This window comes from Pseudomonas sp. Marseille-Q1929 (assembly GCF_017316265.1).
In the GTDB taxonomy this organism is placed as follows: domain Bacteria; phylum Pseudomonadota; class Gammaproteobacteria; order Pseudomonadales; family Pseudomonadaceae; genus Aquipseudomonas.
Genome location: NZ_JAFLWU010000033.1, coordinates 14,793 through 37,056, shown reverse-complemented (window position 1 = coordinate 37,056; position 22,264 = coordinate 14,793). Strand labels below are relative to the sequence as shown.

Annotated in this window: 12 protein-coding genes; 6 read left to right on the top strand and 6 right to left on the bottom strand. The window is 60.8% G+C overall.

The window, feature by feature from the left end:
* Positions 1-77 precede the first annotated feature (77 nt).
* Positions 78-926 carry a CAP domain-containing protein gene (locus J1G37_RS25240; RefSeq protein ID WP_207046121.1) on the top strand — a complete coding sequence of 283 codons (849 nt, stop codon included), beginning with the start codon at positions 78-80 and terminating at the stop codon, positions 924-926.
* Between the two features lie 143 nt (positions 927-1,069).
* Positions 1,070-3,256 (top strand): GAF domain-containing protein, encoded by a 2,187-nt coding sequence (locus J1G37_RS25235; RefSeq protein WP_207046118.1) that lies wholly within the window; start codon positions 1,070-1,072, stop codon positions 3,254-3,256.
* A gap of 4 nt (positions 3,257-3,260) precedes the next feature.
* Here J1G37_RS25235 and J1G37_RS25230 read toward each other — a convergent pair whose 3' ends face one another.
* The 5 genes from J1G37_RS25230 to J1G37_RS25210 all read right to left on the bottom strand — a co-directional run bounded on the left by J1G37_RS25230 (position 3,261) and on the right by J1G37_RS25210 (position 16,661).
* Positions 3,261-4,427, bottom strand: a complete 1,167-nt coding sequence (locus J1G37_RS25230) for a sensor domain-containing diguanylate cyclase (RefSeq protein ID WP_207046117.1) — start codon at positions 4,425-4,427, stop codon at positions 3,261-3,263.
* Positions 4,428-4,546: 119 nt separating this feature from the next.
* The gene (locus tag J1G37_RS25225; RefSeq protein ID WP_207046116.1) at positions 4,547-8,722 is read right to left on the bottom strand and encodes a hypothetical protein; all 4,176 of its coding nucleotides are present in this window, start codon (positions 8,720-8,722) and stop codon (positions 4,547-4,549) included.
* A gap of 217 nt (positions 8,723-8,939) precedes the next feature.
* The gene (gene glgB, locus J1G37_RS25220; protein WP_207046115.1) at positions 8,940-11,171 is read right to left on the bottom strand and encodes a 1,4-alpha-glucan branching protein GlgB; all 2,232 of its coding nucleotides are present in this window, start codon (positions 11,169-11,171) and stop codon (positions 8,940-8,942) included.
* Entirely contained in the window at positions 11,168-14,515 is a 3,348-nt protein-coding gene (gene treS / locus J1G37_RS25215; RefSeq protein WP_207046114.1) for a maltose alpha-D-glucosyltransferase, read from the bottom strand. The genes glgB and treS overlap by 4 nt, the downstream gene beginning before the upstream one ends.
* A 148-nt stretch (positions 14,516-14,663) precedes the next feature.
* The gene (locus tag J1G37_RS25210) at positions 14,664-16,661 is read right to left on the bottom strand and encodes an alpha-1,4-glucan--maltose-1-phosphate maltosyltransferase (RefSeq protein ID WP_207046113.1); all 1,998 of its coding nucleotides are present in this window, start codon (positions 16,659-16,661) and stop codon (positions 14,664-14,666) included.
* Between the two features lie 204 nt (positions 16,662-16,865).
* Here J1G37_RS25210 and J1G37_RS25205 point away from each other — a divergent pair, with 204 nt between their 5' ends.
* The 4 genes from J1G37_RS25205 (at position 16,866) to mapR (ending at position 21,370) form a co-directional block, all read left to right on the top strand.
* The gene (locus J1G37_RS25205) at positions 16,866-17,024 is read left to right on the top strand and encodes a hypothetical protein (protein ID WP_207046112.1); all 159 of its coding nucleotides are present in this window, start codon (positions 16,866-16,868) and stop codon (positions 17,022-17,024) included.
* Between the two features lie 202 nt (positions 17,025-17,226).
* A complete protein-coding gene (locus J1G37_RS25200; RefSeq protein ID WP_207046110.1) occupies positions 17,227-18,171 on the top strand; it encodes a M10 family metallopeptidase C-terminal domain-containing protein in 945 nt (314 codons plus the stop codon).
* A gap of 214 nt (positions 18,172-18,385) precedes the next feature.
* Complete coding sequence (gene ccoG, locus J1G37_RS25195) at positions 18,386-19,801, top strand: cytochrome c oxidase accessory protein CcoG (RefSeq protein ID WP_207046108.1); 1,416 nt, start codon at positions 18,386-18,388, stop codon at positions 19,799-19,801.
* A 159-nt stretch (positions 19,802-19,960) separates the two neighbouring features.
* The gene (mapR, locus tag J1G37_RS25190; protein WP_124529578.1) at positions 19,961-21,370 is read left to right on the top strand and encodes a GntR family transcriptional regulator MpaR; all 1,410 of its coding nucleotides are present in this window, start codon (positions 19,961-19,963) and stop codon (positions 21,368-21,370) included.
* A gap of 122 nt (positions 21,371-21,492) precedes the next feature.
* On the opposite strand, the gene J1G37_RS25185 is transcribed toward mapR, so the two are convergent.
* Positions 21,493-22,239: an SDR family oxidoreductase gene (locus J1G37_RS25185; RefSeq protein ID WP_124529576.1), complete on the bottom strand. Its 747-nt coding sequence runs from the start codon at positions 22,237-22,239 to the stop codon at positions 21,493-21,495.
* Positions 22,240-22,264 lie beyond the last annotated feature (25 nt).

Below are 22,264 nucleotides of genomic sequence, written 5' to 3'. Positions count from 1 at the left end.
AAAGATCAGACCAACGGGTGCATGGACGCACCTACATCGCGCATCATGGGCACTTTACAAGCTCAAGGGTAATGTCCATGCGCGTGCTGTCATTGATGATGGGTCTGACGACGCTGGCCGCCACTACGGTGTTCTGCGCCAGCGCGATGGCGAATGAAGAAAGTCAGTTGGTACAACAGATCAACCAATACCGCAGCCAGCTACAGCGCTGCGGCGACCAGGGTTCCCAGGAACTGCCACCGCTGACCAGCGACACGCGGCTGGTGCTGCCGGCCAATAATGTCGGCGACCTGCAACAGGCACTGGCGCGGGCGGCGTACCCGATGGTCAACGTGCAGGCCATCAGCCTGTCCGGGCCCAAGGATGCTGCATCCGCCATGAAGGCCGTGCGCGAAAGCTTCTGCCGCGTGGTGCTGGACCCGCAATTTGTCGATATCGGCGTGAGCAACAGCGGCCAGGACTGGCGCATCGTGCTCGCCCGCCCGCTGCTGTCCAGCGGCCTGGGCGACTGGCAGACCGAAGGCAAGCAATTGCTCAACCTGGTCAACGCCGCCCGCGAACAAGCGCGCCAATGTGGCACCCAAGCGTTCAACGCCACCACGCCGTTGAGCTGGAACGACGACCTGGCCGGCGCTGCCAACAGCCACACGCGCAACATGGCCAACGGCAATTTCTTCGATCACCTCGACCATGACGGCCGCACGCCAGGCGATCGTGCCGAGTTGGCTGGGTATATCGCAAAAAACATCGGCGAAAACATCGCCGCCGGCCTCGACACCCCGCGCAAGGTGGTGGACGGTTGGCTCGCCAGCCCCGGGCACTGCGCCAACCTGATGAACCCGCAGTTTCGCGAGTTGGGCGCGGCCTATGCCATGGACCCGAAGAGTGATGCGGGGATCTACTGGACAGGGTTGTTCGGCACCTAATAGATCCATTCAAATGGATAGAGCATCAAAATGCCATCTCCGCGATAATTGCGTTGAACTGCCAACGGCCATTCCGGTCTGTAGCGTGTTGCCCTGACCTTTCAGGCAATTAAAAAGACGGCGGCAAACAAGGTGCTCTTGCAATGATGAATTGGCTGCAAAGCAGCAGCGACATGGCCGAACGGGTGCGTCTGCATGATTGGGCCAGCACCCCGCTGGGCCCTTTGGAGCAGTGGCCAGACGTGCTCAAGACCACCGTCGCCCTGTGTTTTGCCTCAAGCTTCCCCCAGGCCATCGTTTGGGGGTCTTCCCTGACCATGCTCTACAACGATGCGTTTATTCCGATCCTCGGTGACAAGCCCTACGCATTGGGGCGCCCGTTCAGTGAGGTGTGGAGCGAAGCCTGGAATGACATCAGCCCGATCGCCAAGGCCGCGTTTGAAGGGCACGCGACGTATATCGAGAACTACCCGCTGCTGATCGAGCGCGGCGCCGGTACCGAGCAGGCCTATTTCACCTTTTGCTACAGCCCGATCCGCGACCCCCATGGCCGGGTGGTCGGCATGCTCGACACCGTCACCGAAACCACCGCCACCGTGTTCCTCGCGCGCCGCCTGGCGATGCTGGACGCTATCGGCAATGCCGTGGCCAACGCCACCGACGCCGAAGCCATCATGACCAGCACCACCCGCCTGCTGGCGCAGCACCTGCAGGTCTCCAACTGTGCGTATGCGGACATGGACGCCGATGAAGACGGTTTCACCATTCGCGGTAACTGGGCGGCGCCGGGCTCGCCGAGCATCGTCGGGCGTTACAGCCTGGCGTCGTTCGGCGCCTTGGCGGTGCAGCGCCTGCGCGCTGGCGAGCCGCTGGTAATCCGCGACAACCGCGTGGAGTTCCCACCCGACGAGTCCGCCAGCTACCAGGCCCTCGGGGCCACGGCGACGGTGTGTTTCCCCCTGATCAAGGACGGTCGCTTGACCGCCTTGATGGCCGCGCACCATAAATCGGCACGGGTCTGGTCGCCCTATGACCTGGCGCTGCTGGGGGAAGTCACCGAACGTTCCTGGGCCCATATCGAGCGCGTGCGCGCCGACGCCGCCGTGCGCGAAGGGCTGGCGGCCTTCAGCGAATTGAACGCGACCCTGGAGCAGCGTGTGGAGGAACGCACCACCGCCCTCACCCAGGCCGAAGCCGCGCTGCATCAATCGCAAAAGCTCGAAGCCATCGGCCAATTGACCGGCGGCGTGGCCCACGACTTCAACAACCTGCTGACCATCATTCGCTCCTCGGTGGATTTCCTGCGCCAGCCAGGGTTGTCCGAAGAACGCCGGCAACGCTACCTGGGCGCCGTCTCCGACACCGTCGAACGGGCCAGCAAGCTCACCAGTCAATTGCTCGCCTTTGCCCGCCGCCAGCCATTGAACCCGGAAGTTTTCGACGTGTGCCAGCGCGTGACAGACATTGGCGAGATGCTGGAAAGCCTCACCGGTGCGCGTATTCACGTCCAGGTCGAGTTACCAGCGCAGCCGTGCCATGTGTGTGTGGATGCCAGCCAGTTTGAGACGGCGCTGATCAATATCGCCCTCAACGCCCGCGACGCGATGGACGGCCAAGGCACCTTGACCCTGCGGGTGGCCCATGTATCGACCCTGCCGCGCATCCGTGGCGACGCCGAAGCACATCATTCGTTTGTCGCGGTGTCGTTGAGCGATACGGGCGTGGGTATTGCCGGGGACACCTTCGAGCGCATTTTCGAGCCCTTCTTCACCACCAAGGCCGTGGGCAAAGGCACCGGGCTTGGCCTGTCGCAAGTCTTCGGCTTCGCCAAGCAATCGGGCGGCAACGTCGATGTGAGCAGCACCCTGGGCCAGGGCACGCGGTTCACCCTGTACTTGCCCGCCGTCGCCGCGCAAGCGCAACAACAGCCCGGCCCGTCCCATGAGCCTGGCTTGCACCTCGACACCGCGCAGCGGCATATCCTGATCGTCGAAGACAACCTGGAAGTCGGGCGCTTTGCCAACCAGATCCTGCAAGACCTCGGCTACCGGACCACCTGGGCCACCCACGCCGAACAGGCGCTCGCGCTGGCGGGCCCCGACGCCATGGCCTTTGACGGTATTTTCTCGGATGTGGTGATGCCCGGCATGACCGGCGTGGCCATGGCCAAACTGCTGCGCCAGCGCCGCCCGGACCTGCCGGTGGTGCTCACCTCCGGCTACAGCGAAGAGCTGGCCGACAGCGGCTATGAAGGGTTTGAGTTCCTCGCCAAGCCCTACTCCGCCGACCAGGTGGCGCGGGTGCTGGCCAAATCCATGCAGCGCGACTGAGCGTCTACTCGGCCACGGCGACCTGGTTACGACCCTGGGCCTTGGCACGGTACAGCGCCTTGTCGGCGGTATTCATCAGGCTGTGCAGATCCTGGTCAACACTGCGGATCGACGCTACGCCGAGGCTGGCGGTCAAACCGTGCACCGGCTCGGCGGCCAGCCCGGAAATCGCGCGGACCAACTGCTCGGCGATAGAGCGCGCCGTTTCCAGGGACGTATTGGGCAACAGCACGGCAAACTCTTCGCCGCCTAATCGGCCGTACACATCCGTCTGGCGAAACGAGGCGCTGATCACCCCGCCGATCTGGCGCAACACCTGATCGCCCGCCTGATGGCCGTAGGTGTCGTTGATTTCCTTGAAATGGTCCATGTCCAACATCAGCGCACACAGTGGCTGGCTGTTGTGACGGCACTGTGCGTACAACAAGTGGGCATGTTCGAAGAACGCGCGGCGATTCATCAAGCCGGTGAGTTCATCGGTCTGGGCGGCGCGCGTGGAAATATTGTGGGCACGTTCCATTTGCCGGGTCAGGCGAAAGGCTTTTTCCAGGGCATCCGACAGTTTGCGCGTGGCGCTGACCACAAACGTCGAAAACACCAGCACCGCCACGGCCACGCCGACTTGCATGGGCGACGGCTGGAACAGCAGCCACACCGTGCACGGCAATAACACCAGGGCCATGGACATCAGCGTCATGTAGCGATACGCCGAATAACACGACACCGCACTGACCGACATGCCCACGGTGAACAACATCACCAGCACCTGTGACACGCGGTCGTCGGTCGGCATCACAGCCAATGCGCCCGCGCCCCAGATCCCCGCAGACAACATCAGTGTCAGCCAGTAGCGACGTTCCCAGCGGTCCGGTGTGCGTTCGGCATGGGGGCAGCGAAACCAGCCCATGAACAGGTGAATGCGCAGCAGCGACGACGCCCCCAGCGCCACCAGCCAGATCAGGATGACCTGGTGGGAAAACCGGTCCCAGCACAGCCAGCACAACATGGCCGCGCCGAGGAAACTGCCGAAAATGGCGGCAAATGATTGGCGAAACAGCTGGTGCAAACGGTCGGTCCGCACCTGCTCCTCAATAACGCAATCCTGGTCCTGCCCACGCCCAAGGCCATTCATGAAATCCGCCTGCTTCGACTGCCACGACAAAGGCGCCATTGTGGCACCCTGCCACCAATCTGAACAACTGAATCCAGCCAGATAGAGCCGTTGTTTGGCCCTAGGCGCATGAGACAACCCTCGGCGCCAAATCATTGGCTGTGATTGGCGGCCCGCCGTCAGAAAACCTGGGCCTCCCCGTTAACGGTTGCATCTATCCAGCGCGGCTCCATGGGGTCACTCCACACCGAGGTCGGTGGTGTATTGCCATCGCTGATCAGGATCAGCCGGCCTTCCTGGCTCCACTCCTGCATGCGCGCCTTGAATAGGGCAGGATAGTCCGAAGCCTTGCAGGTGATGCCAGCCCAAGGATCTACAACCCAGGCATCGGCCCATTCCGGCCCGGTAAAGCCCTTGCTCTTGGAATAGCCTGGCGGGCCGCCGACAATGCCGAAAGTGTGCCCTTTGACTTGCGCGATACGCGCACTGCCACCACTGGCGTTGATGGTATCAACCGCAACCTTGGCCATCTGGTCGCAGTTCCCGGCCCCGGTCTTCAACACGATTTCGGAATAGTTTGGCGCACCTGTGCGCGTGTAGAGCCAACCTACCGTCTCGGCGGCAGCGTCTGCGCGAATCTTCTCACCGGGTTGGCCCGGCACTTGTTGATTGGCGGACCTGATACCCGTGGCCTGGAACTGATCGTCAACGGCCTTCCTCCCCCCTTCAGCATAGAGCCGGTTTTGATCCGCTGGCGGCAGTTGGGAAAAATCTGCCGGCTTCTTGATGGGTTCGAGTCGAATCGGTTTTGCCGCCACCACCACCTTTCCCGGGTTGGTTCCAGACGCGTAAACGCTCATGAGTACTTCGCGCTGCTTCTCGGGGGTAAGACCTTTCAATACCTTGGCAAGGTGTTCGATTTCCGCGGTGGATAGAGAGTTCTCGGCCACGATTTTCTTGACCAGGCTGTCCATGGTAGGCAGGACAATCAACTGATTGTTTGGACTTTTCTGCGCAGCATATCCGTGAAAGTCTCGGTATTGATCATGGGTTTCAATAAAATTCCGGCTGACGGGGTTCTTGCGATCCAAGCGGTAAAAGTCGAGCTTGCCCGTTGCGTTGAGTTCGGCGTAGTAATGAACGCCGGTATCGCCCTCGACCACCACGTATTGCCGGCCATTGTGGTCGATTTTGTGGCCTCTGACGATTCGTTGGTCATTGCTCAAGTCGCTGATCGCATCCACTTTCACCACCACCGTATCGTTGTTGAGCGAACGAGGTACGCCGAAATCATCAAACCCGAAATCTGGCTCCTTGATCACCGTGCCCGTCGTTTGTGCCTTGTAGGTCACAGGCTGCGAAGTCGCAATAGGCAACAACTCCTGCTGACCTGCCTCATTGACTCGGTATAAACGGTGCTCGTGCACCACCGTGCGCGGCCCGTTAGCCTGTGCAGGGCCAGGAATCAGCCGACGGTGGTCGAGGGCTTGGGCGTCCTGGAAGATGGGGGTTCCACCTGGCTCGATCTCTTTGGTGTAACAGAGGTCATTGAGGTCACGCCTGGACCTGCGTCCTCCGCCGCCACACGTCGTTGCAAACCCTTCCAACGGGCCGCCATGATCAGGGCCGCCCAGTTTGGTCAGGCTGTCCGGTTTGCCAGGGTCATACCGAAAGACATCATCACCAACGACCACATCGGTGTGATTCTTCCTATTCAGCACCCGCACCTCATCGCTGGAGATGCCTTCGGGCACGCGTACGCTTGCGCCTTCCGGTAGGTTTCTGGAGGTCAAGGGTATGTTGGGGGTGACGTCATAACGCCCTTTTCCAGGCAGTTGCTTGAAGGGCGATGACCGCCTGAACTGCGCAATGCCTGCCTGGATGTTGTCGATGTGCCCTTTCCCGAACTTAAGGCCTTTCCCTCCCTTGGTGCTGAAGCCCGCCATTACCGGTTCAAGCGGGTTCAGGTTCTGCGCCACAGAAACACCAAATTGCTTTATCAAGGGCAAGAATTTTGGCAGCAGCGCGCGCATGCTGAGCTTGCCAACATTGGCCAACACTCGCACCGAGCCGGCGGCCAGCTTGCCGGCCGGCCCTGCGAACGTAAATAGACCGTCGATGATCAGACCGACAATGCCATCTTTGGTACGGCCATTGACGAGGTCCTCGATCCCACCCCAGAAAGGAACAAAGAACTGGGCCACGCTTTTCATACGCTCCCAGAAATTCTCGTCATTTTTCTTCGCTGAGCTCTCCCTGTCAGGGTCCGACTTTGCCCACTCCCGCAATTTATCCTCATCGACATAAAACAATTTTTCGGTAATGGACTTGGCAATGGCTCCCGAGCGTTCTGATTCCAGGGTGTTTGGCACTGCAGCGCTACCGACGCGGCCAGTGGCGGGAAAATGATCGAGCTGTTGCGGAACAACTATCGAAAAGCTCTTGGGCCGCGGGCCTCTGCCAGCCTTGTATTCGTCCCACTGTTTCTTGAACGCCGCCCTGCCGGTGCGGCTATTGCGCACAACCAGCTCTTCGGAAGGTACGCCATCATTGGTGTGCTCAATGGAAATAAAGTCTTTGTCATAATTTTTTTCAGCCGGATCGTAGGCCTCCAGGACCGGCTTCAAGTCGTCGCGTCGCCGGGCTATGCCCTTGACCGGGTTGATTTCATAGTAGCTTGTCTGCCCCTCGTGTTCCGCCTTGAGAATGAACCCCGGGCGAGTCTTGGCGGCCTTTTTCTGTTCTTCTGTCTCATTTTTTGTATCGGGCTTGACCCGCAGTGCATAGACCGTGGCTGCACCCTGCTCAATCGCTACACGGTCCTGGGTCGGCAACTGCGATAACAGGCTGCGCAGTACTTTGTCATAACCAGACTTGGCCTTCGCCAAATACTGATCAAACGCAGACTTGAAACTATCTTCGTCATAAACAGGGTATTGATAGACGAGATCGGAGGGCCTGATCTTTTCGCCATTGAGGTGTCGGTACAGCGCAAAAAACGGGCTTATCAACGACAAGAATTCGGTCCGGGAGGTGCCCTTTTCCATTTTTTCAAAGTAGTCCTTACGCATGGGCACATCGACTGCAAGTTGCGCAGTCGCCTCTACAAGGCCGTTGACATGCTCATCAAAAGCAGACACTGCCTTGGAGATCTCTGCCTGCGAATACTCCTCTTTTTGTTCAATCACACCCTGCAAAGCAGCCCATTCCAGCGTCGCCGGAATACGGGTCGCCGCGATAAGTGCCCACTGCTCGCTTGTCGTCGCCTGTTCGCCGAACTTGCCGGGCAGGTCCACCAACTCTTGAAAGCTCATGCTTCGCGAAGAACCGGGTTCAATCGCCTCTGTCAGCGCCACACCATGCTTGAAATTGACCCACACAGCGCTTCCTTGATAGCGCAACTCCGCCGGGATATCGCGCACGGCAAAGTCTGCCGGGAACTGCGGGCGCAGAAGATAGGCGGCCAGGTCAGCGTCGGCGGAAGATATGTTATTTGCGGCGATCAGGTGTTGCCTGAACTGCGTCTCGATGTCTGCGTAGCCCTTGTTGCCATGCTCGCTGGACGCCAGGTGAAACCCTGCAACATGTCCGGATTTACGCGTTTGCACGGGGTCAAGACTCAAGGTTATGGCCTTGATCAATAACTGGACTTTCACATGAGGGGAGATCAGCTCCGTTAAAGGAAAGTCACTGCCGCCAAGCTTTTTCAGTAGCGCTTGAACCAGTTCTTCAGCCTTGGGTGTTTTTGCGATCCGCTCCAATAAGGTAGCCGGCGAGCGCTGGGCTTTTTCGAGTACGGACGCCGAGATGCCCTCGGTCAAATAACTCAGCAAAGGCTTTTGATGCTTGTCTTGTGCCTCACCCACGAATGCGGATATTGAATCGTCGTTGCTGTCCTGCAACAACGCATCAGCCTTGCTTGCCTCATTCCCTATGCCCAGGGCAATTTCGCTGCGGGTATTTTCCAACGCATCAATCGCCGCTTGTACTTGCGCTTGCGTGCTGGGGTTGGCCGGAACAACACCGTAGTACTTGAGCATATTGTCGAGCCGGTTGCTGCCCGGCTCAGTCGAGCCGTTTTGCGGGATAAGCGGTGAATCCTTGTTGAGGAACAAGCTTTTCTTCTGGGCATCAGGGGGGTCTGACTGAGCCTGAAGCTCGCGTAATGCGCTCAACATTTCATCCAGGTCAAGCAGCTTCCCCTGCACCAGGGCAACTGGGGAGTCGGGTGCACGAACGGGAGCCGTCGCTAGCGCAGGGGCCGATTTGACCACGGGGCTGGTTGAGAGATAGGCGCTTGGCGCGCTGAGCGCTGCCACAGGAGTACGAACGTTGTTAGTTGGGAATGGCGTCATGGCAGAAGTTTCATCTCCGGGAGTGGTATGCACAAACCGAGCGAAGAAACGAGGTGTGTTGCAAGACCTACGCCCAATCGCTGACGTCCATGTGTGGACACCCCGTAGGAAATTGTTCCGACGCAATACATGACAATTTGCGTCCAGCTACCACGGGCGCGCCGCCACTGCACGCCCGCAGGTTTTCAGAAACGTCAGCCCTTCTTGAATACGGCCGTTATTCAGGACGCAGGATCAGCACGCCAAGCGGTGGCAGATTCAGCGTCAACGACACCGGTTGCCCATGGCGCGGCTCATCCTGAGTAAACACTTCACCGCCATTGCCGTAGTTCGAACCGGCATAGGTGTCGGCATCGGTGTTGATCACCTCGCTCCAGCGCCCGGCAAATGGCACGCCCACCGCGTACGCCTCACGGGGTACCGGGGTGAAGTTGGCCACCACCAGCACCGGCTTGCCGTCCTTGCTCCAGCGCAGCCAGGCATAGACGCTGTTGATTGCATCGTCGCCGATCAGCCACTGGAAGCCTTGGGGCGCATCGTCCTGTTCGTGCAGCGCCGGTTCCTCGCGGTACAGGCGGTTCAAGTCGCCGACCAGTTTTTGCACGCCCTTGTGCTCGGCGTATTGCAGCAGGTACCAGTCCAGTTGCTGGTCGTGGTTCCACTCGCGCCACTGGCCGAATTCGCAGCCCATGAACAGCAACTTCTTACCGGGGTGCATCCACATGAACGCCAGGTAGGCGCGCAGGTTGGCGAACTTCTGCCAACGGTCGCCGGGCATCTTGTCGATCAGCGAGTGTTTGCCGTGCACCACTTCGTCGTGGGAGATCGGCAGGATAAAACGCTCGGACCAGGCATACACCAGGCCAAAACTCAGTTCGTTGTGATGGTGGGCGCGGTACACCGGGTCTTGCTGGATGTAGTGCAATGAATCGTGCATCCAGCCCATGTTCCATTTGTAGTTGAAACCCAGGCCACCCTGTTGGGTCGGTTGGCTCACGCCGGGCCAGGCGGTGGATTCTTCGGCGATGACCAGCGCGCCGGGTGCTTCCTGCGCGACGACATCGTTCAAATGGCGCAAAAAGTCGATGGCTTCGAGGTTCTCGCGGCCACCATGGCGATTGGGCACCCACTCGCCGGCCTTGCGCGAATAATCGCGGTACAGCATCGATGCCACCGCATCCACCCGCAGGCCGTCCACGTGGAAGTGTTTCAGCCAGTGCAACGCCGAAGCCAGCATAAAGCCATGCACTTCGGTGCGGCCGAGGTTGTAGATCAGCGTGTCCCAATCCTGGTGAAAGCCTTCCAGCGGGTTGGCGTATTCGTACAGCGCGGTGCCGTCAAACTGGGCGAGGCCGTGGGTATCGGTAGGAAAATGCGCCGGCACCCAGTCGAGGATCACACCGATATCGGCCTGATGCAGGGCGTTGACGAAGTAGGCAAAATCTTCGGGCGAACCGAAGCGCGCCGTTGGCGCAAATTGTGACAGCGCCTGATAACCCCACGAGCCGCCGAACGGGTGCTCCATGATCGGCATCAGTTCGATATGGGTGAAGCCCAGTTGCTGCACATAGGGGATCAAGCGCTCGGCCAGCTCGCGCCAGCCGTACTGGCGGGCAACCTCGCCGGCCTCGTCCAGCTCGCACTGCCAGGAGCCCACGTGCAGCTCGTAGATCGACAGTGGCGCCGTGGTCTTGTGCTTGTCGAGGCGTGATTGCATCCAGTCGTGGTCTTGCCAGTCCACCTGCAACGGCGCGGCGACTTTCGACGCGGTGTCGGGCGGCAGCTGCGTAGCCAGCGCACAGGGATCGGCCTTAAGCGGCAAGATGCCATTGGCGCCGAGAATCTCGTACTTGTAGGCCGCGCCCGGTTGCAGGCGTGGGATAAAGATCTCCCACACGCCAGACGGATGCCGCAGGCGCATCGGATGACGCCGGCCGTCCCAGATATTGAAGTCGCCGACCACCGACACCCGCCGCGCATTCGGCGCCCACACGGCAAAGCGCACACCTTGCACGCCATCCACCGTGGTGACTTGCGCGCCCAGGCAGCTGCTGAGGTCGCGGTGGTTACCTTCGGCAAACAGGTACAGGTCCATTTCCCCCAGCAACAATTGGCTGAAACTGTAGGGATCTTCGGTGATCTGCTCGCCCCCGGCCCACTGGATCTTCAGCAGGTACGCCTGGCGCGTCGCAAAGTGCCCGACAAACAATCCCGGCACCTGGGTAGCGTCCAGGCTGCCGAGCGTCTCGCCGTTGTCGCGCGCCAGCACCTGGACGCTCAGCGCCTCTGGCAGGAACGCGCGGATAAACTGGCCGCCCTGTTCGTCATCGTGCGGCCCGAGAATCGAGAACGGGTCAGGGTGCTCGGCGCGCACCAGCCATTCGATGTCGTTGGACGCCGGCAATGCAGTCAACTTGGGCTGCAGCGGTTCTTTATGTGTAAAGCTCATGACGTCTCCCCACCGCGTGCAGTTTTCGATATTGGTTCAAGCCCGCTCAACAAACGGTGCAGCCCTTGCAGGGGCACCGGTAGCCAGCTGGGACGGTTTTCCGCTTCGTAGGCCACTTCATACGCGGCCTTCTCCAGGCTGAACAACGTCAGCGCAGCGTCCTGGCCTGTGGCTTCCTGCCAGTCATGCGCCAGTGTAGACGTAGCTGCCTGATAAGCCTGGATAAAAGCCTGACGTGCGTCATTCAGGTAGCGATCGGTCACCCGTTTGCGCGCCAGCTCGGCTGCGGGCGAGTGGTCCAGCCCTTGCCCGTTCAAGGCTAGCGCTGCCGCGTAATCAAACGAGCGCAGCACGCCACTCACGTCCTTATACGGGCTGTGCTTGCCACGCCGCTCATGCAACGGCCGCGCCGGTTCGCCTTCGAAGTCGATCAAGTAGGCATCACCCTTCACCACCAACACCTGGCCCAAATGCAAATCACCGTGGACGCGTATGCGCAGCCCACCGGCCGTGGCTTTCGCCAGGGCCTGGACATGCCTGGCGATGGCCTTTTCCTGCACCAGCATCTCAGTGACCCGCAGCTGGTCCGCAGGGTTCAACTGGGTTTGGTGCTGGCTGAGCAATCGCAAGGCGCGGTCGAGCTGCGCACCGACATCCTTGGCCCACGCCTGGGTGTCTTTGACGCGGGTGACTTCAGGCTTGAAGTCAGGATCAGCCGTGTCCGCGCCCAATACCCCGTGCATTTCGCCCAGGCGCTGGCCGAGCAATCCAGCAAAGTCCTTTAGCTCGCCGAGGGCGTTGTAGTGTTGCTCCTGCTCGGAGATGGCCCCGGCCAATTCATCACGGATCGCCCGTTCCAGGCTGTTCTGGGTCCAGGCCCACGCATCGCCCTGATTGCTCAGGTAACCCTGGGCGATCATCAGCAAATTGTCTTGCCCTGCCCCGTCGCGGCGAATCACCGCACCCAGCAGCGGCGAAATATTCGGGTAACCGGCGGCGGTCAGGTAAGCGCTCATTTCCAGTTCCGGGTGCACGCCGCTGGCGACCTTGCGGATCAGCTTGAGCACCAGGCTTTCGCCCACCACCACTGAACTGTTGGACTGCTCGGCCGACAGGTAGCGCACCGGCGCGTCGTCCGTCAGTTGCAACTGGGCCAGGTGGGGCGTGGCGTCAAATCGCAGCTCGCCTTCACTGGAAGAGAGCCGCGTGCCGGCCTGCAAGCCCTGGATCACGGCGCGAATAAAAGGCTCAAGGCTGAATGCATCGGTCACCAGCCCCACCTGGTGCGCGCGTCGCACACGGGCCAGGGCCAGTTGCTGGGGCAAGGCGCTGGTGAGCTGGTCTTCCGCGAGGAAGCCGAACGGCAATTGGTAACGGCTGACCTGACCGGCGCTGGTCACCTCGATTTCGCTGAGCAATACCGGGTGCTGCGGGTCGCCGAAGCGCACGCCGTAGGCGATATGTACGGTGTCGATGGCGACATCCTTGGCCGCGAACCAGCGCCGCTTGGGCAGCCAGGCCGGCAGCGCGGCCTGCTCCAGCGTGGCGCGACAGGGTTGCTCCAGCAGCTCTTCCAGGCGTTTTTTCAGCACCAGGGTGGTGAAGTCCGGGATGCTCTGCGCCGGCTCGACATGCCAGCTGGGCATCTGGTTTTCCGCCGCCAGCACGAACCAGTAGAACCCGTAGGGCGCCAGGGTCAGCAGGAAATGCAACTGGCCGATGGGCGGAAAGGCGTTACCGCCGAGCATCTCCACGGGTACCATGCCGGCGTACGCCGACAGGTCCAGCTCGGCCGCCTGGGCGCTGCGCGACACGTTGGCGACACACAGAATGATTTCCGTGCGGCCGTCTTCCCCGGTGAACTCACGGGTGTACGCGAGGATGCGGCGGTTGGCTGGCGACAGCATGTTCAAGCGCCCCCGGCCAAACGCCTTGGACTGCTTGCGCACCGCCAGCATGCGCCGGGTCCAGTTCAGCAACGAATGGGGGTCCTGGGCCTGGGTTTCGACATTCACCGACTGATAGCCGTACTGTGGGTCCATGATCGGCGGCAGCACCAGGCTCGCCGGGTCGGCGCGGGAGAAGCCGCCGTTGCGGTCGATGGACCATTGCATCGGCGTGCGCACGCCGTCGCGGTCGCCGAGGTAGATGTTGTCGCCCATGCCGATTTCATCGCCGTAATACAGGGTCGGCGTGCCGGGCATCGACAGCAGCAGGCTGTTGAGCAGCTCGATGCGCCGACGGTCGCGCTCCATCAGGGGCGCGAGGCGGCGGCGAATGCCCAGGTTGATGCGGGCGCGGCGGTCGGCGGCGTAGTAATTCCACAGGTAGTCGCGCTCTTTGTCGGTGACCATCTCCAGGGTCAGTTCATCGTGGTTGCGCAGGAAGATCGCCCATTGGCAATTGGCCGGGATCTCCGGGGTCTGGCGCAGAATGTCGGTGATGGGAAAACGATCTTCCTGGGCCAGCGCCATGTACATGCGCGGCATCAGCGGGAAGTGGAAGGCCATATGGCATTCGTCGCCGTCATCGCCCTTCGGGTCGCCGAAGTAGAGTTGCGTGTCTTCCGGCCATTGGTTGGCCTCCGCCAGCAACATGCGGTCGGGATAGTGGGCATCGATCTCGGCGCGGATCTGTTTAAGCACGTCGTGGGTTTGCGGCAGGTTTTCGTTGTTCGTGCCGTCGCGTTCGATCAGGTACGGGATGGCATCCAGGCGCAGGCCGTCGATGCCCATGTCGAGCCAATAGCGCATCACCGACAGCACGGCCTTCATCACTTGCGGGTTGTCGAAGTTGAGGTCTGGCTGGTGGGAATAGAAGCGATGCCAGAAGTACTGGCCGGCCACCGGGTCCCAGGTCCAGTTGGACTTCTCGGTGTCGAGGAAAATGATGCGGGTGCCGGCGTACTTCTGGTCGTCATCGGACCACACGTAGAAGTCCCTCGCCGCCGAACCGGGCTTGGCCTTGCGGGCGCGCTGGAACCACGGGTGCTGGTCGCTGGTGTGGTTGATCACCAGCTCCGTAATGACGCGCAGCCCGCGCTTGTGGGCCTCGGCAATAAAGCGCTTGGCGTCGGCCAAGGTGCCGTAGTCGCTGTGTACACCGCGGTATTCGGCGATGTCATAGCCGTCATCGCGCCGTGGCGAGGGGTAGAACGGCAACAGCCACAGGGTGTTAACACCGAGGTCGGCAATGTAGTCGAGCTTGGCGATCAGCCCGGCAAAGTCGCCGATACCGTCGTTGTTGGCATCGAAAAAGGATTTGACGTGAACCTGGTAGATCACCGCGTCCTTGTACCAGAGCGGGTCTTGAGTGAAGGGGGATGGGGTGGGTTTCTTCGCCATTGGAAACTCCTGGAATACTAATATTTTGCAGGCCGGATGCGATCAAACTGTGGGAGCGGGTTTGCTCGCGAATGCGGTGTGTCAGCCAGCGAACTCATTGACTGATTCACCGCATTCGCGAGCAAGCCCGCTCCCACATTTCTGATCTCTAACTGGCTTGAGAAACGGTGATGCGCCAGATCCCAAACGGCATCTGCGGCTCCAGCCGCATCCACTGGGTCTTGCCATACCAGGTCCAGCGATGGCCGCTCATCAGGTCTTCACCTTGGGTCTGCGCATCGTCCGGCAAGCCCAATTCCCACAACGGCAATTCAAAGTTCGCTTCCTGGGCGTTGTAGGGATCAAGGTTCACCGCAATCAGAATGAAGTTGCTGCCATCCTCGCTGCGCTTGCCGAAATACAGGATGTTGTCGTTCCAGGCGTTGTACAGCTTCAAGCCCAGGTGCGTCTGCAACGCCGGGTTCTGCCGGCGGATGCGGTTGAGCTGGGCGATCTCGGCGATGATGTTGCCCGGCGCGGTGAAGTCTCTGACACGGATCTCGTACTTCTCTGAGTCCAGGTACTCTTCTTTGCCGGGCACCGGCGCGGCTTCACACAGCTCGAAACCCGAATACATCCCCCACAGGCCCGAGCCCATGGTCGCCAGCGCGGCGCGGATCAAGAAACCCGGGCGGCCGGATTCATGCAGGAACCGCGGGTTGATATCCGGCGTGTTGACGAAAAAGTTCGGCCGGAAACACTCGCGCCACGGCGATTCATTCAATTGCGTGAAGTATTCGCTCAGCTCGGCCTTGGTGTTGCGCCAGGTGAAATAGGTGTAGCTCTGGGTGTAACCGACCTTGCCCAGGCGCGCCATCATCGCTGGCGTGGTGAAGGCTTCGGCGAGAAAGATCACCTCCGGGTGCCGGGCCCGCACATCGCTGATCAACCACTGCCAGAACGGCAGCGGCTTGGTGTGGGGGTTGTCGACACGAAAGGTCTTCACGCCCTCGTCGACCCAGCCCAGCACGATGTCGCGCAACTCGGTCCACAGGCTGGGAATGGCATCTGCCGCATAGAAATCAACGTTGACGATGTCCTGGTATTTTTTTGGCGGGTTCTCCGCGTACTTGATCGTGCCGTCCGGGCGCCAGTTGAACCAGCCAGGGTGCTGCTTGAGCCACGGATGGTCCTGAGAACACTGGATGGCGAAGTCCAGGGCGATTTCCAGGCCGTGCTCGGCGGCGGCCTTGACCAGGCGACGGAAGTCATCGCGGCTGCCCAATTGCGGATGGATCGCCTCGTGCCCGCCCTCCTCGCTGCCGATGGCGTAGGGGCTGCCCGGATCATCGGGGCCGGCAGTCAGGGCGTTGTTGCGCCCCTTGCGATGGCTGCGGCCAATGGGATGGATTGGCGGGAAGTACAGCACGTCGAAGCCCATGTCATGGATCATCGACAGCCGCGAATGCACGTCATTGAACGTGCCGTGGCGCGCCGGATCGTCGGTGATCGAGCGAGGAAACAGCTCGTACCAGCTGGCAAATTGCGCTGCCTGGCGCTCGACATCGATCGGGTACACAGTGCTGATGCTCAGGTAAGCACGGTGATCGGCCTGGGTCATCTGGTGTGCACTGTCTTCGTGCAGGAACAGCGCGACCTGCTCGGTTTCCAGCAGGCCGGACAGTTCGTGGTGCAACAGCATCAGCCGGTCGCGCAACGCGTTGTCACTGCGCTCGGCCGCTTGCAGCACCAGGCTGCGGCCTTCCTGCAATTCCAGACTGACCGGCACCCCGGCCTCGTGTTTCTTGCGCAATTCGTAGCAGAAGCTGGCGAACGTATCGATCCAGGCTTCGATGCAATATTCATGGGGGCCTTGATGGGTGACGGTAAACGCGCCTTCCCAACCATTGTTGCCCACATCGCTCATCACCACGCTATGCCAGCTTTCGTCCTGCAGCGGCCGCCAGCGGATCAGCACCGCGAGCTTGTCGTGGCCGTCAGCGAACACCTTGCTGGTGACATTGACACGCTGCCCCACCACGGCCTTGACCGCAAATTCGCCGCCGTCGATCACCGGCATGGTGCTTTCAATCGCGATCCTGGGCAGTAACAGTGCCTGGGACAGCGCTAATGCAGATGCATTGGGAACCTGTGTTTCAGCAGTCATCGAGCATCTTCCCCTTACGCCCTGTGGACGCTCTTTGCTTGATCCGGGTTCTGACACGCCAGCGCTCTCCCTGAGCGCAACCGTCATAGGTCCGAGCCTGTGCCCGCGCGAAAAGTTCAGGTGGATGTACAGCCATTGGGCTGGGAATCAATTGATCCCGGCAGCTGTCCACCGGTAGAGCAAAGCACAAAGGAGGCCATACCGATGAATATCCCGATCCCGGCTGAAACCCCAGACCCGAATATCGACAAACCAGCCCTGCCACCCACCGCCCCCCAACCGGTTCCGGAGCAGGAGCCGCCAGAACAGCAGCCACCTGCAGTTGAAGAGCCACCGACGCCCCACCCCCCGGTGATCGTCTGACTGTCGGGCCAGCCTGGGACTCGTCCGCTACTGGCCCTTTTTCAGCAACAAGCCAGCTACAAAAAAAACTGAAACCACCTACAGACCCAATAGCCTATTGCCCTCCTCTGCCCCAAGGGCTGATTCCTATACTCGCACGCGCAAACGCCTGTTTGCGCTCCGTTAATTGGGCGTTTGCCCCATTTATTGCGAGGAAGTCCCGATGTCCACTATCCAATCGCGTCACACCGCCGAGTCCCCCAAAACGCCAGCGCCGTACGGCAACAACCCACCCCCATCGGCACAAACAGATGCGCGTGTGAAAACACTGCTCGACGCCGGCCCGAATTGGTCCCAGACGCCCAAGGCCCCGAACCCGACGCCGCCGACAAACAACACAACGCCACAGGAGGACCCCGGCGACCTGGCCGAACTGCTGAGCAAAGAGAACATCAAGGAGATCGTGCGCGACCCCAACTCGCCAAAGTCCAAGGCAATCCTTGAAAAACTTCGCGCGCGACTGACACCCGAAAAAATCGAAGCGTTGCTGCAAGGCCCCAACGGAGAAGCGAACGCCAGGAAGCTCAAAGCCATCCACAAGGCACTGAACAAAGACGAGATTGATTCCAACCTGTCCGAAACCAAAAACCAGATGGCCGAGAGAAAAATCCAGGAGTTGATGGCGCGCAATATCGAGATGATCATGCAGGCATTTGAGGGAGGCGGCATTGAAAGTTTCGTCGGCAACGTCAAGCGGTGGCAGGATGAAAAAGCCGACATGGAGAAAAAATTCTCCGAATCAACCTCTGCCGCCAACGGCTTGCACGATATCGGCGGTTCTCTGAGCGACGACAACATCAACAACGCGCGACGTCGCGCTCCAGGCAATACCTACAGTTATAACCGACTCAGTGAATCTACCCTGGACGCGCCCAGCGAAATCCGAAACTTCTCTTCCAACGACAAAGTGGACCTCTCGGGCATTCGAAAACAGATGAACAAACCCCTGCAGGTCGTCAACCAGTTCACGGGCGCCAGCGGGGAAGTCAAAATTGATTACTCATCGAGCACCAACACCAGCGTGGTGTCGGTTTCCGGCAACCCGGGTGAGCCGCCGTTTGTAGTCAAGGTCTTTGGTGAGGTGCGCCAGAGCAACCTGGTGACCTGAGCCCGACGCGGGCCTGCTTCGGCGATTTAATTGATCTGTATCAGCACGCCTCAAACCCAGCTGCACCCCAAGCGCTACGGGGTGCAACACATTGACGCAGGCACCCCGCACAAACCCATCTGATCCGCTTTTTATCGATAGACCTGAGTCTGTTATGCAAACAGACCGGCGCGCATAGTTCCTCTGCCTGATGGAGGCTGATGAGCGAACGACCATGAGCGAAAGAATCCCCGTCCGAACCGTGGAAACCTTTGAGCCGATCCACCCAAAGAAGGTGAAGGCCAAATCCAGCGACAACCTGATCCACACCCGCAGTTTCACCGGCCTGTTCCGCACCTTGCGCTTGAGCGGTGCAGGCTTTCTGTTCCTGGCCTTTTTCGGCACGGTGTGGCTGAACTGGGGCGGACGCCAAGCCGTGCTATGGGACTTGGCTGAAAGTAAATTCCATATTTTTGGTGCGACGTTCTGGCCACAGGATTTCATCCTGCTCTCGGCGCTGCTGATTATCTGCGCCTTCGGCCTGTTTGCGATCACCGTCTTTGCCGGCCGCGTGTGGTGTGGCTACACCTGCCCACAAAGCTCGTTCACCTGGCTGTTCATGTGGTGCGAAAAAGTCACCGAAGGCGAGCGCAACCAGCGCATCAAGCTACAAGCCGCGCCCTGGAGCCCGAACAAACTGGCGCGGCGCGCGGCCAAGCACACCTTATGGCTGGGTATCAGCGTACTGACGGGCCTGACCTTTGTCGGCTACTTCACGCCGATCCGCCCCCTGGCCGCCGAGTTGCTGACCTGGCAAATGGGCGGAGTGAGCCTGTTCTGGGTGCTGTTTTTCACCGGCGCCACCTACATCAATGCCGGCTGGCTGCGTGAAGCGGTGTGCATGCACATGTGTCCGTATGCACGGTTCCAGAGCGTGATGTTCGACAAGGACACCCTGACCATTTCCTACGACGCCGCCCGTGGCGAACACCGCGGCCCACGCAAACGCGAGGTGAAACCCGCCGACGTCGGCCTGGGCGACTGCATCGACTGCCACCTGTGCGTGCAGGTGTGCCCCACCGGCATCGACATCCGCGATGGCCTGCAAATGGAGTGCATCGGCTGCGCGGCGTGCATCGACGCGTGCGACTCGATCATGGACAAGATGGGCTACGCCCGTGGCCTGGTCAGTTATACCAGCGAACATCAACTGCAAGGCGGCAAGACCCATCTGCTACGGCCACGCCTGATCGGCTACAGTGCCGTGCTGCTGGTAATGATTGCAGCGCTGGTGGTGGCCTTGGTGCAGCGGCCGATGGTGTCGCTGGATGTGACCAAGGACCGCGGCATGTTCCGCGAGAACGCCCAGGGCTTGATCGAAAACATCTACAGCCTCAAGGTCATCAACAAGACCCAGCAGCGCCAGGACTACCGCCTGGAGCTGGTGGACGCCGAGGGCTTCCAACTGCAAGGCAAGACCGAGATCAGCCTGGCGCCGGGAGAAATCAGCGATGTGCCGGTGTCGGTGGCGTTGTTGGCGGATAAACCGGCCAGCAGTTCGCAGACGTTGCGTTTCAAGGTTACCGATGTGGATGAACCGTGGGTTTACAGTGCTGCCGATAGCCGCTTCGTCGCGCCTATGAACCGCTGATACCTATCTGAATAGGTGGAGATCCAAATGTGGGAGCGGGCTTGCTCGCGAAGGCGGTCGGTCAGTACCGGATGAGTTGGCTGACCTAGCGCATTCGCGAGCAAGCCCGCTCCCACAGTGTGCTCCGTGTAAATTCTGAAGATTTTGTTTAAGGCCCCCATGAAACGCTACGAAAAATTCGCCGACGACATTGCCGAACTGATCCGCTCCGGCGTCCTGGGCCCCGGCCAGCGTGTGCCGTCGGTGCGCTACGCCAGCCAGACCTACGGCGTCAGCCCATCCACGGTGTTCCAGGCCTATTACCTGCTGGAGCGCCGGGGCCTGATCCGTGCGCGGCCGCGCTCCGGCTACTTCGTCAACACCCATGCGCCCAGCCCGTTTTCCGAGCCGGTGGTGAGCGAACAGGTGCACGAGTCCACCGAAGTCGATGTCAGCGAGTTGGTGTTCTCCGTGCTCGACTCGATCAAAGACCCCAACACCGTGCCTTTCGGCTCGGCATTCCCCAGCCCGATGCTGTTCCCGTTGCCCCGCCTGGCCCGCTCCCTGGCCAGCGCCAGTCGCGAGATGGACCCGCGCCTGGTGGTCACCGACATGTCGCCGGGCAACCCGCAACTGCGCCGGCAAATTGCCCTGCGCTACATGGTCGGCGGCCTGATGCTGCCCATGGAAGAGCTGCTGATCACCAACGGTGCCCTCGAAGCGCTGAACCTGTGCCTGCAAGCCGTCACCGAACCGGGCGACCTGGTGGCCATCGAGGCTCCGGCGTTCTATGCCTGCCTGCAAGTGCTGGAGCGCTTGAAGCTCAAGGCCGTGGAAATCCCCGTGCACCCGCGCGACGGCATCGACCTGGGCGCGCTCGCGCAAAGCCTGGAGCGCTACCCGATCAAGGCCTGCTGGACCATGACCAGTTTCCAGAACCCCATGGGCGCGACCCTGCCGGAAGCCAAGAAACAGGCGCTGGTGGAACTGTTGCGCAGCCATCAGGTGCCGCTGATCGAGGACGACGTGTACGCCGAGCTGTATTACGGCCAACACCCACCCAAACCCGCCAAGGCCTTCGACACCGAGGGCCTGGTGCTGCATTGCGGCTCCTTCGCCAAAAGCCTCGCGCCGGGTTACCGCGTGGGCTGGGTGGCGGCCGGGCGCTATGCGCAGAAGGTCGAACGCTTGAAGCTGATGACCTCACTGTGCCCGTCAATGCCCGCCCAGGCGGCGATTGCCGATTACCTGCAACACGGCGGTTACGACCGCCACCTGCGCAAACTGCGCTACGCCCTGGAAGAACAGCAAAGCGCCATGCTCGCGGCCATTGCCCGCTACTTCCCGGCACAGACACGGGTCAGCCAGCCCGCTGGCGGCTACTTCCTGTGGCTGGAACTGCCGGAGCAGACCGATTCGTTGAAGTTGTTCCAGATGGCCCTGGCCCAAGGCATCAGCATCGCGCCGGGGCCGATCTTCTCGGCCACCCAGCGTTTCAGGAATTGCATTCGCTTGAACTATGGCAGCCCGTGGACGGAAGCGTCGGAGAAGGCGATGGAGACGTTGGGGCGGATTGTGCGGTCGTTCTGAGTCATTGAGTCGCCCTTTCTGACGCCATCGCGGGCAAGCCCGCTCCCACAGTTTGAATGGCGAACACCGTCAAATGTGGGAGCGGGCTTGCCCGCGATGGCGCCGGCCCTGGCGCTACAAAACTAGCGACCACCCCCCAGATCCAGGAACGTCCCGGTGGTGTAGGAAGCCTTATCCGACAACAACCAGATAATCGCCTCCGCCACCTCATCCGGCCTCCCGCCACGGGCCATGGGAATGCCGGATTCCAATTTGCTGACCCGGTCCGGGTCGCCGCTCAGGGCATGGAAGTCGGTGAAGATATAACCGGGACGCACCGCATTGACGCGGATCCCTTCGCCTGCGACCTCTTTGGACAGGCCAATGGTGAAGGTGTCCAGCGCGCCCTTGGACGCCGCGTAATCCACGTATTCCCCCGGTGAACCCAGGCGCGCCGCCACCGACGACACGTTGACGATGCTGCCGCCCTGCCCGCCGTGCTTGGGCGACATGCGCAGCACCGCATGCTTGGCGCACAGGATCGGTCCCAACACATTGGTTTTCATGATCTTGAGAATACGGAACTCGGACATCTCATCGACCCGCGACTTGTGCCCCACGGTGCCCGCGTTATTCACCAGTGCAGTGACCCGCCCCAACTCGGCATCGACACGATTGAACAACGCGATCACTTCATCTTCGATGCTGACATCGGCCCGCACCGCGATGGCCTGTGCCCCGAGTGCGCGGACCTGCTCCAGCACGCGGTGGGCAGCGGCCTCGTCGGACTGGAAATTGATGCAGATGCGATAGCCCTGGCGCGCAGCCAGCAAGGCCGTCTCGGCGCCGATCCCGCGGCTGCCTCCGGTGATGATGACGACTTTGTCCATGGGTGGGGTCTCCTGATCCAACCGG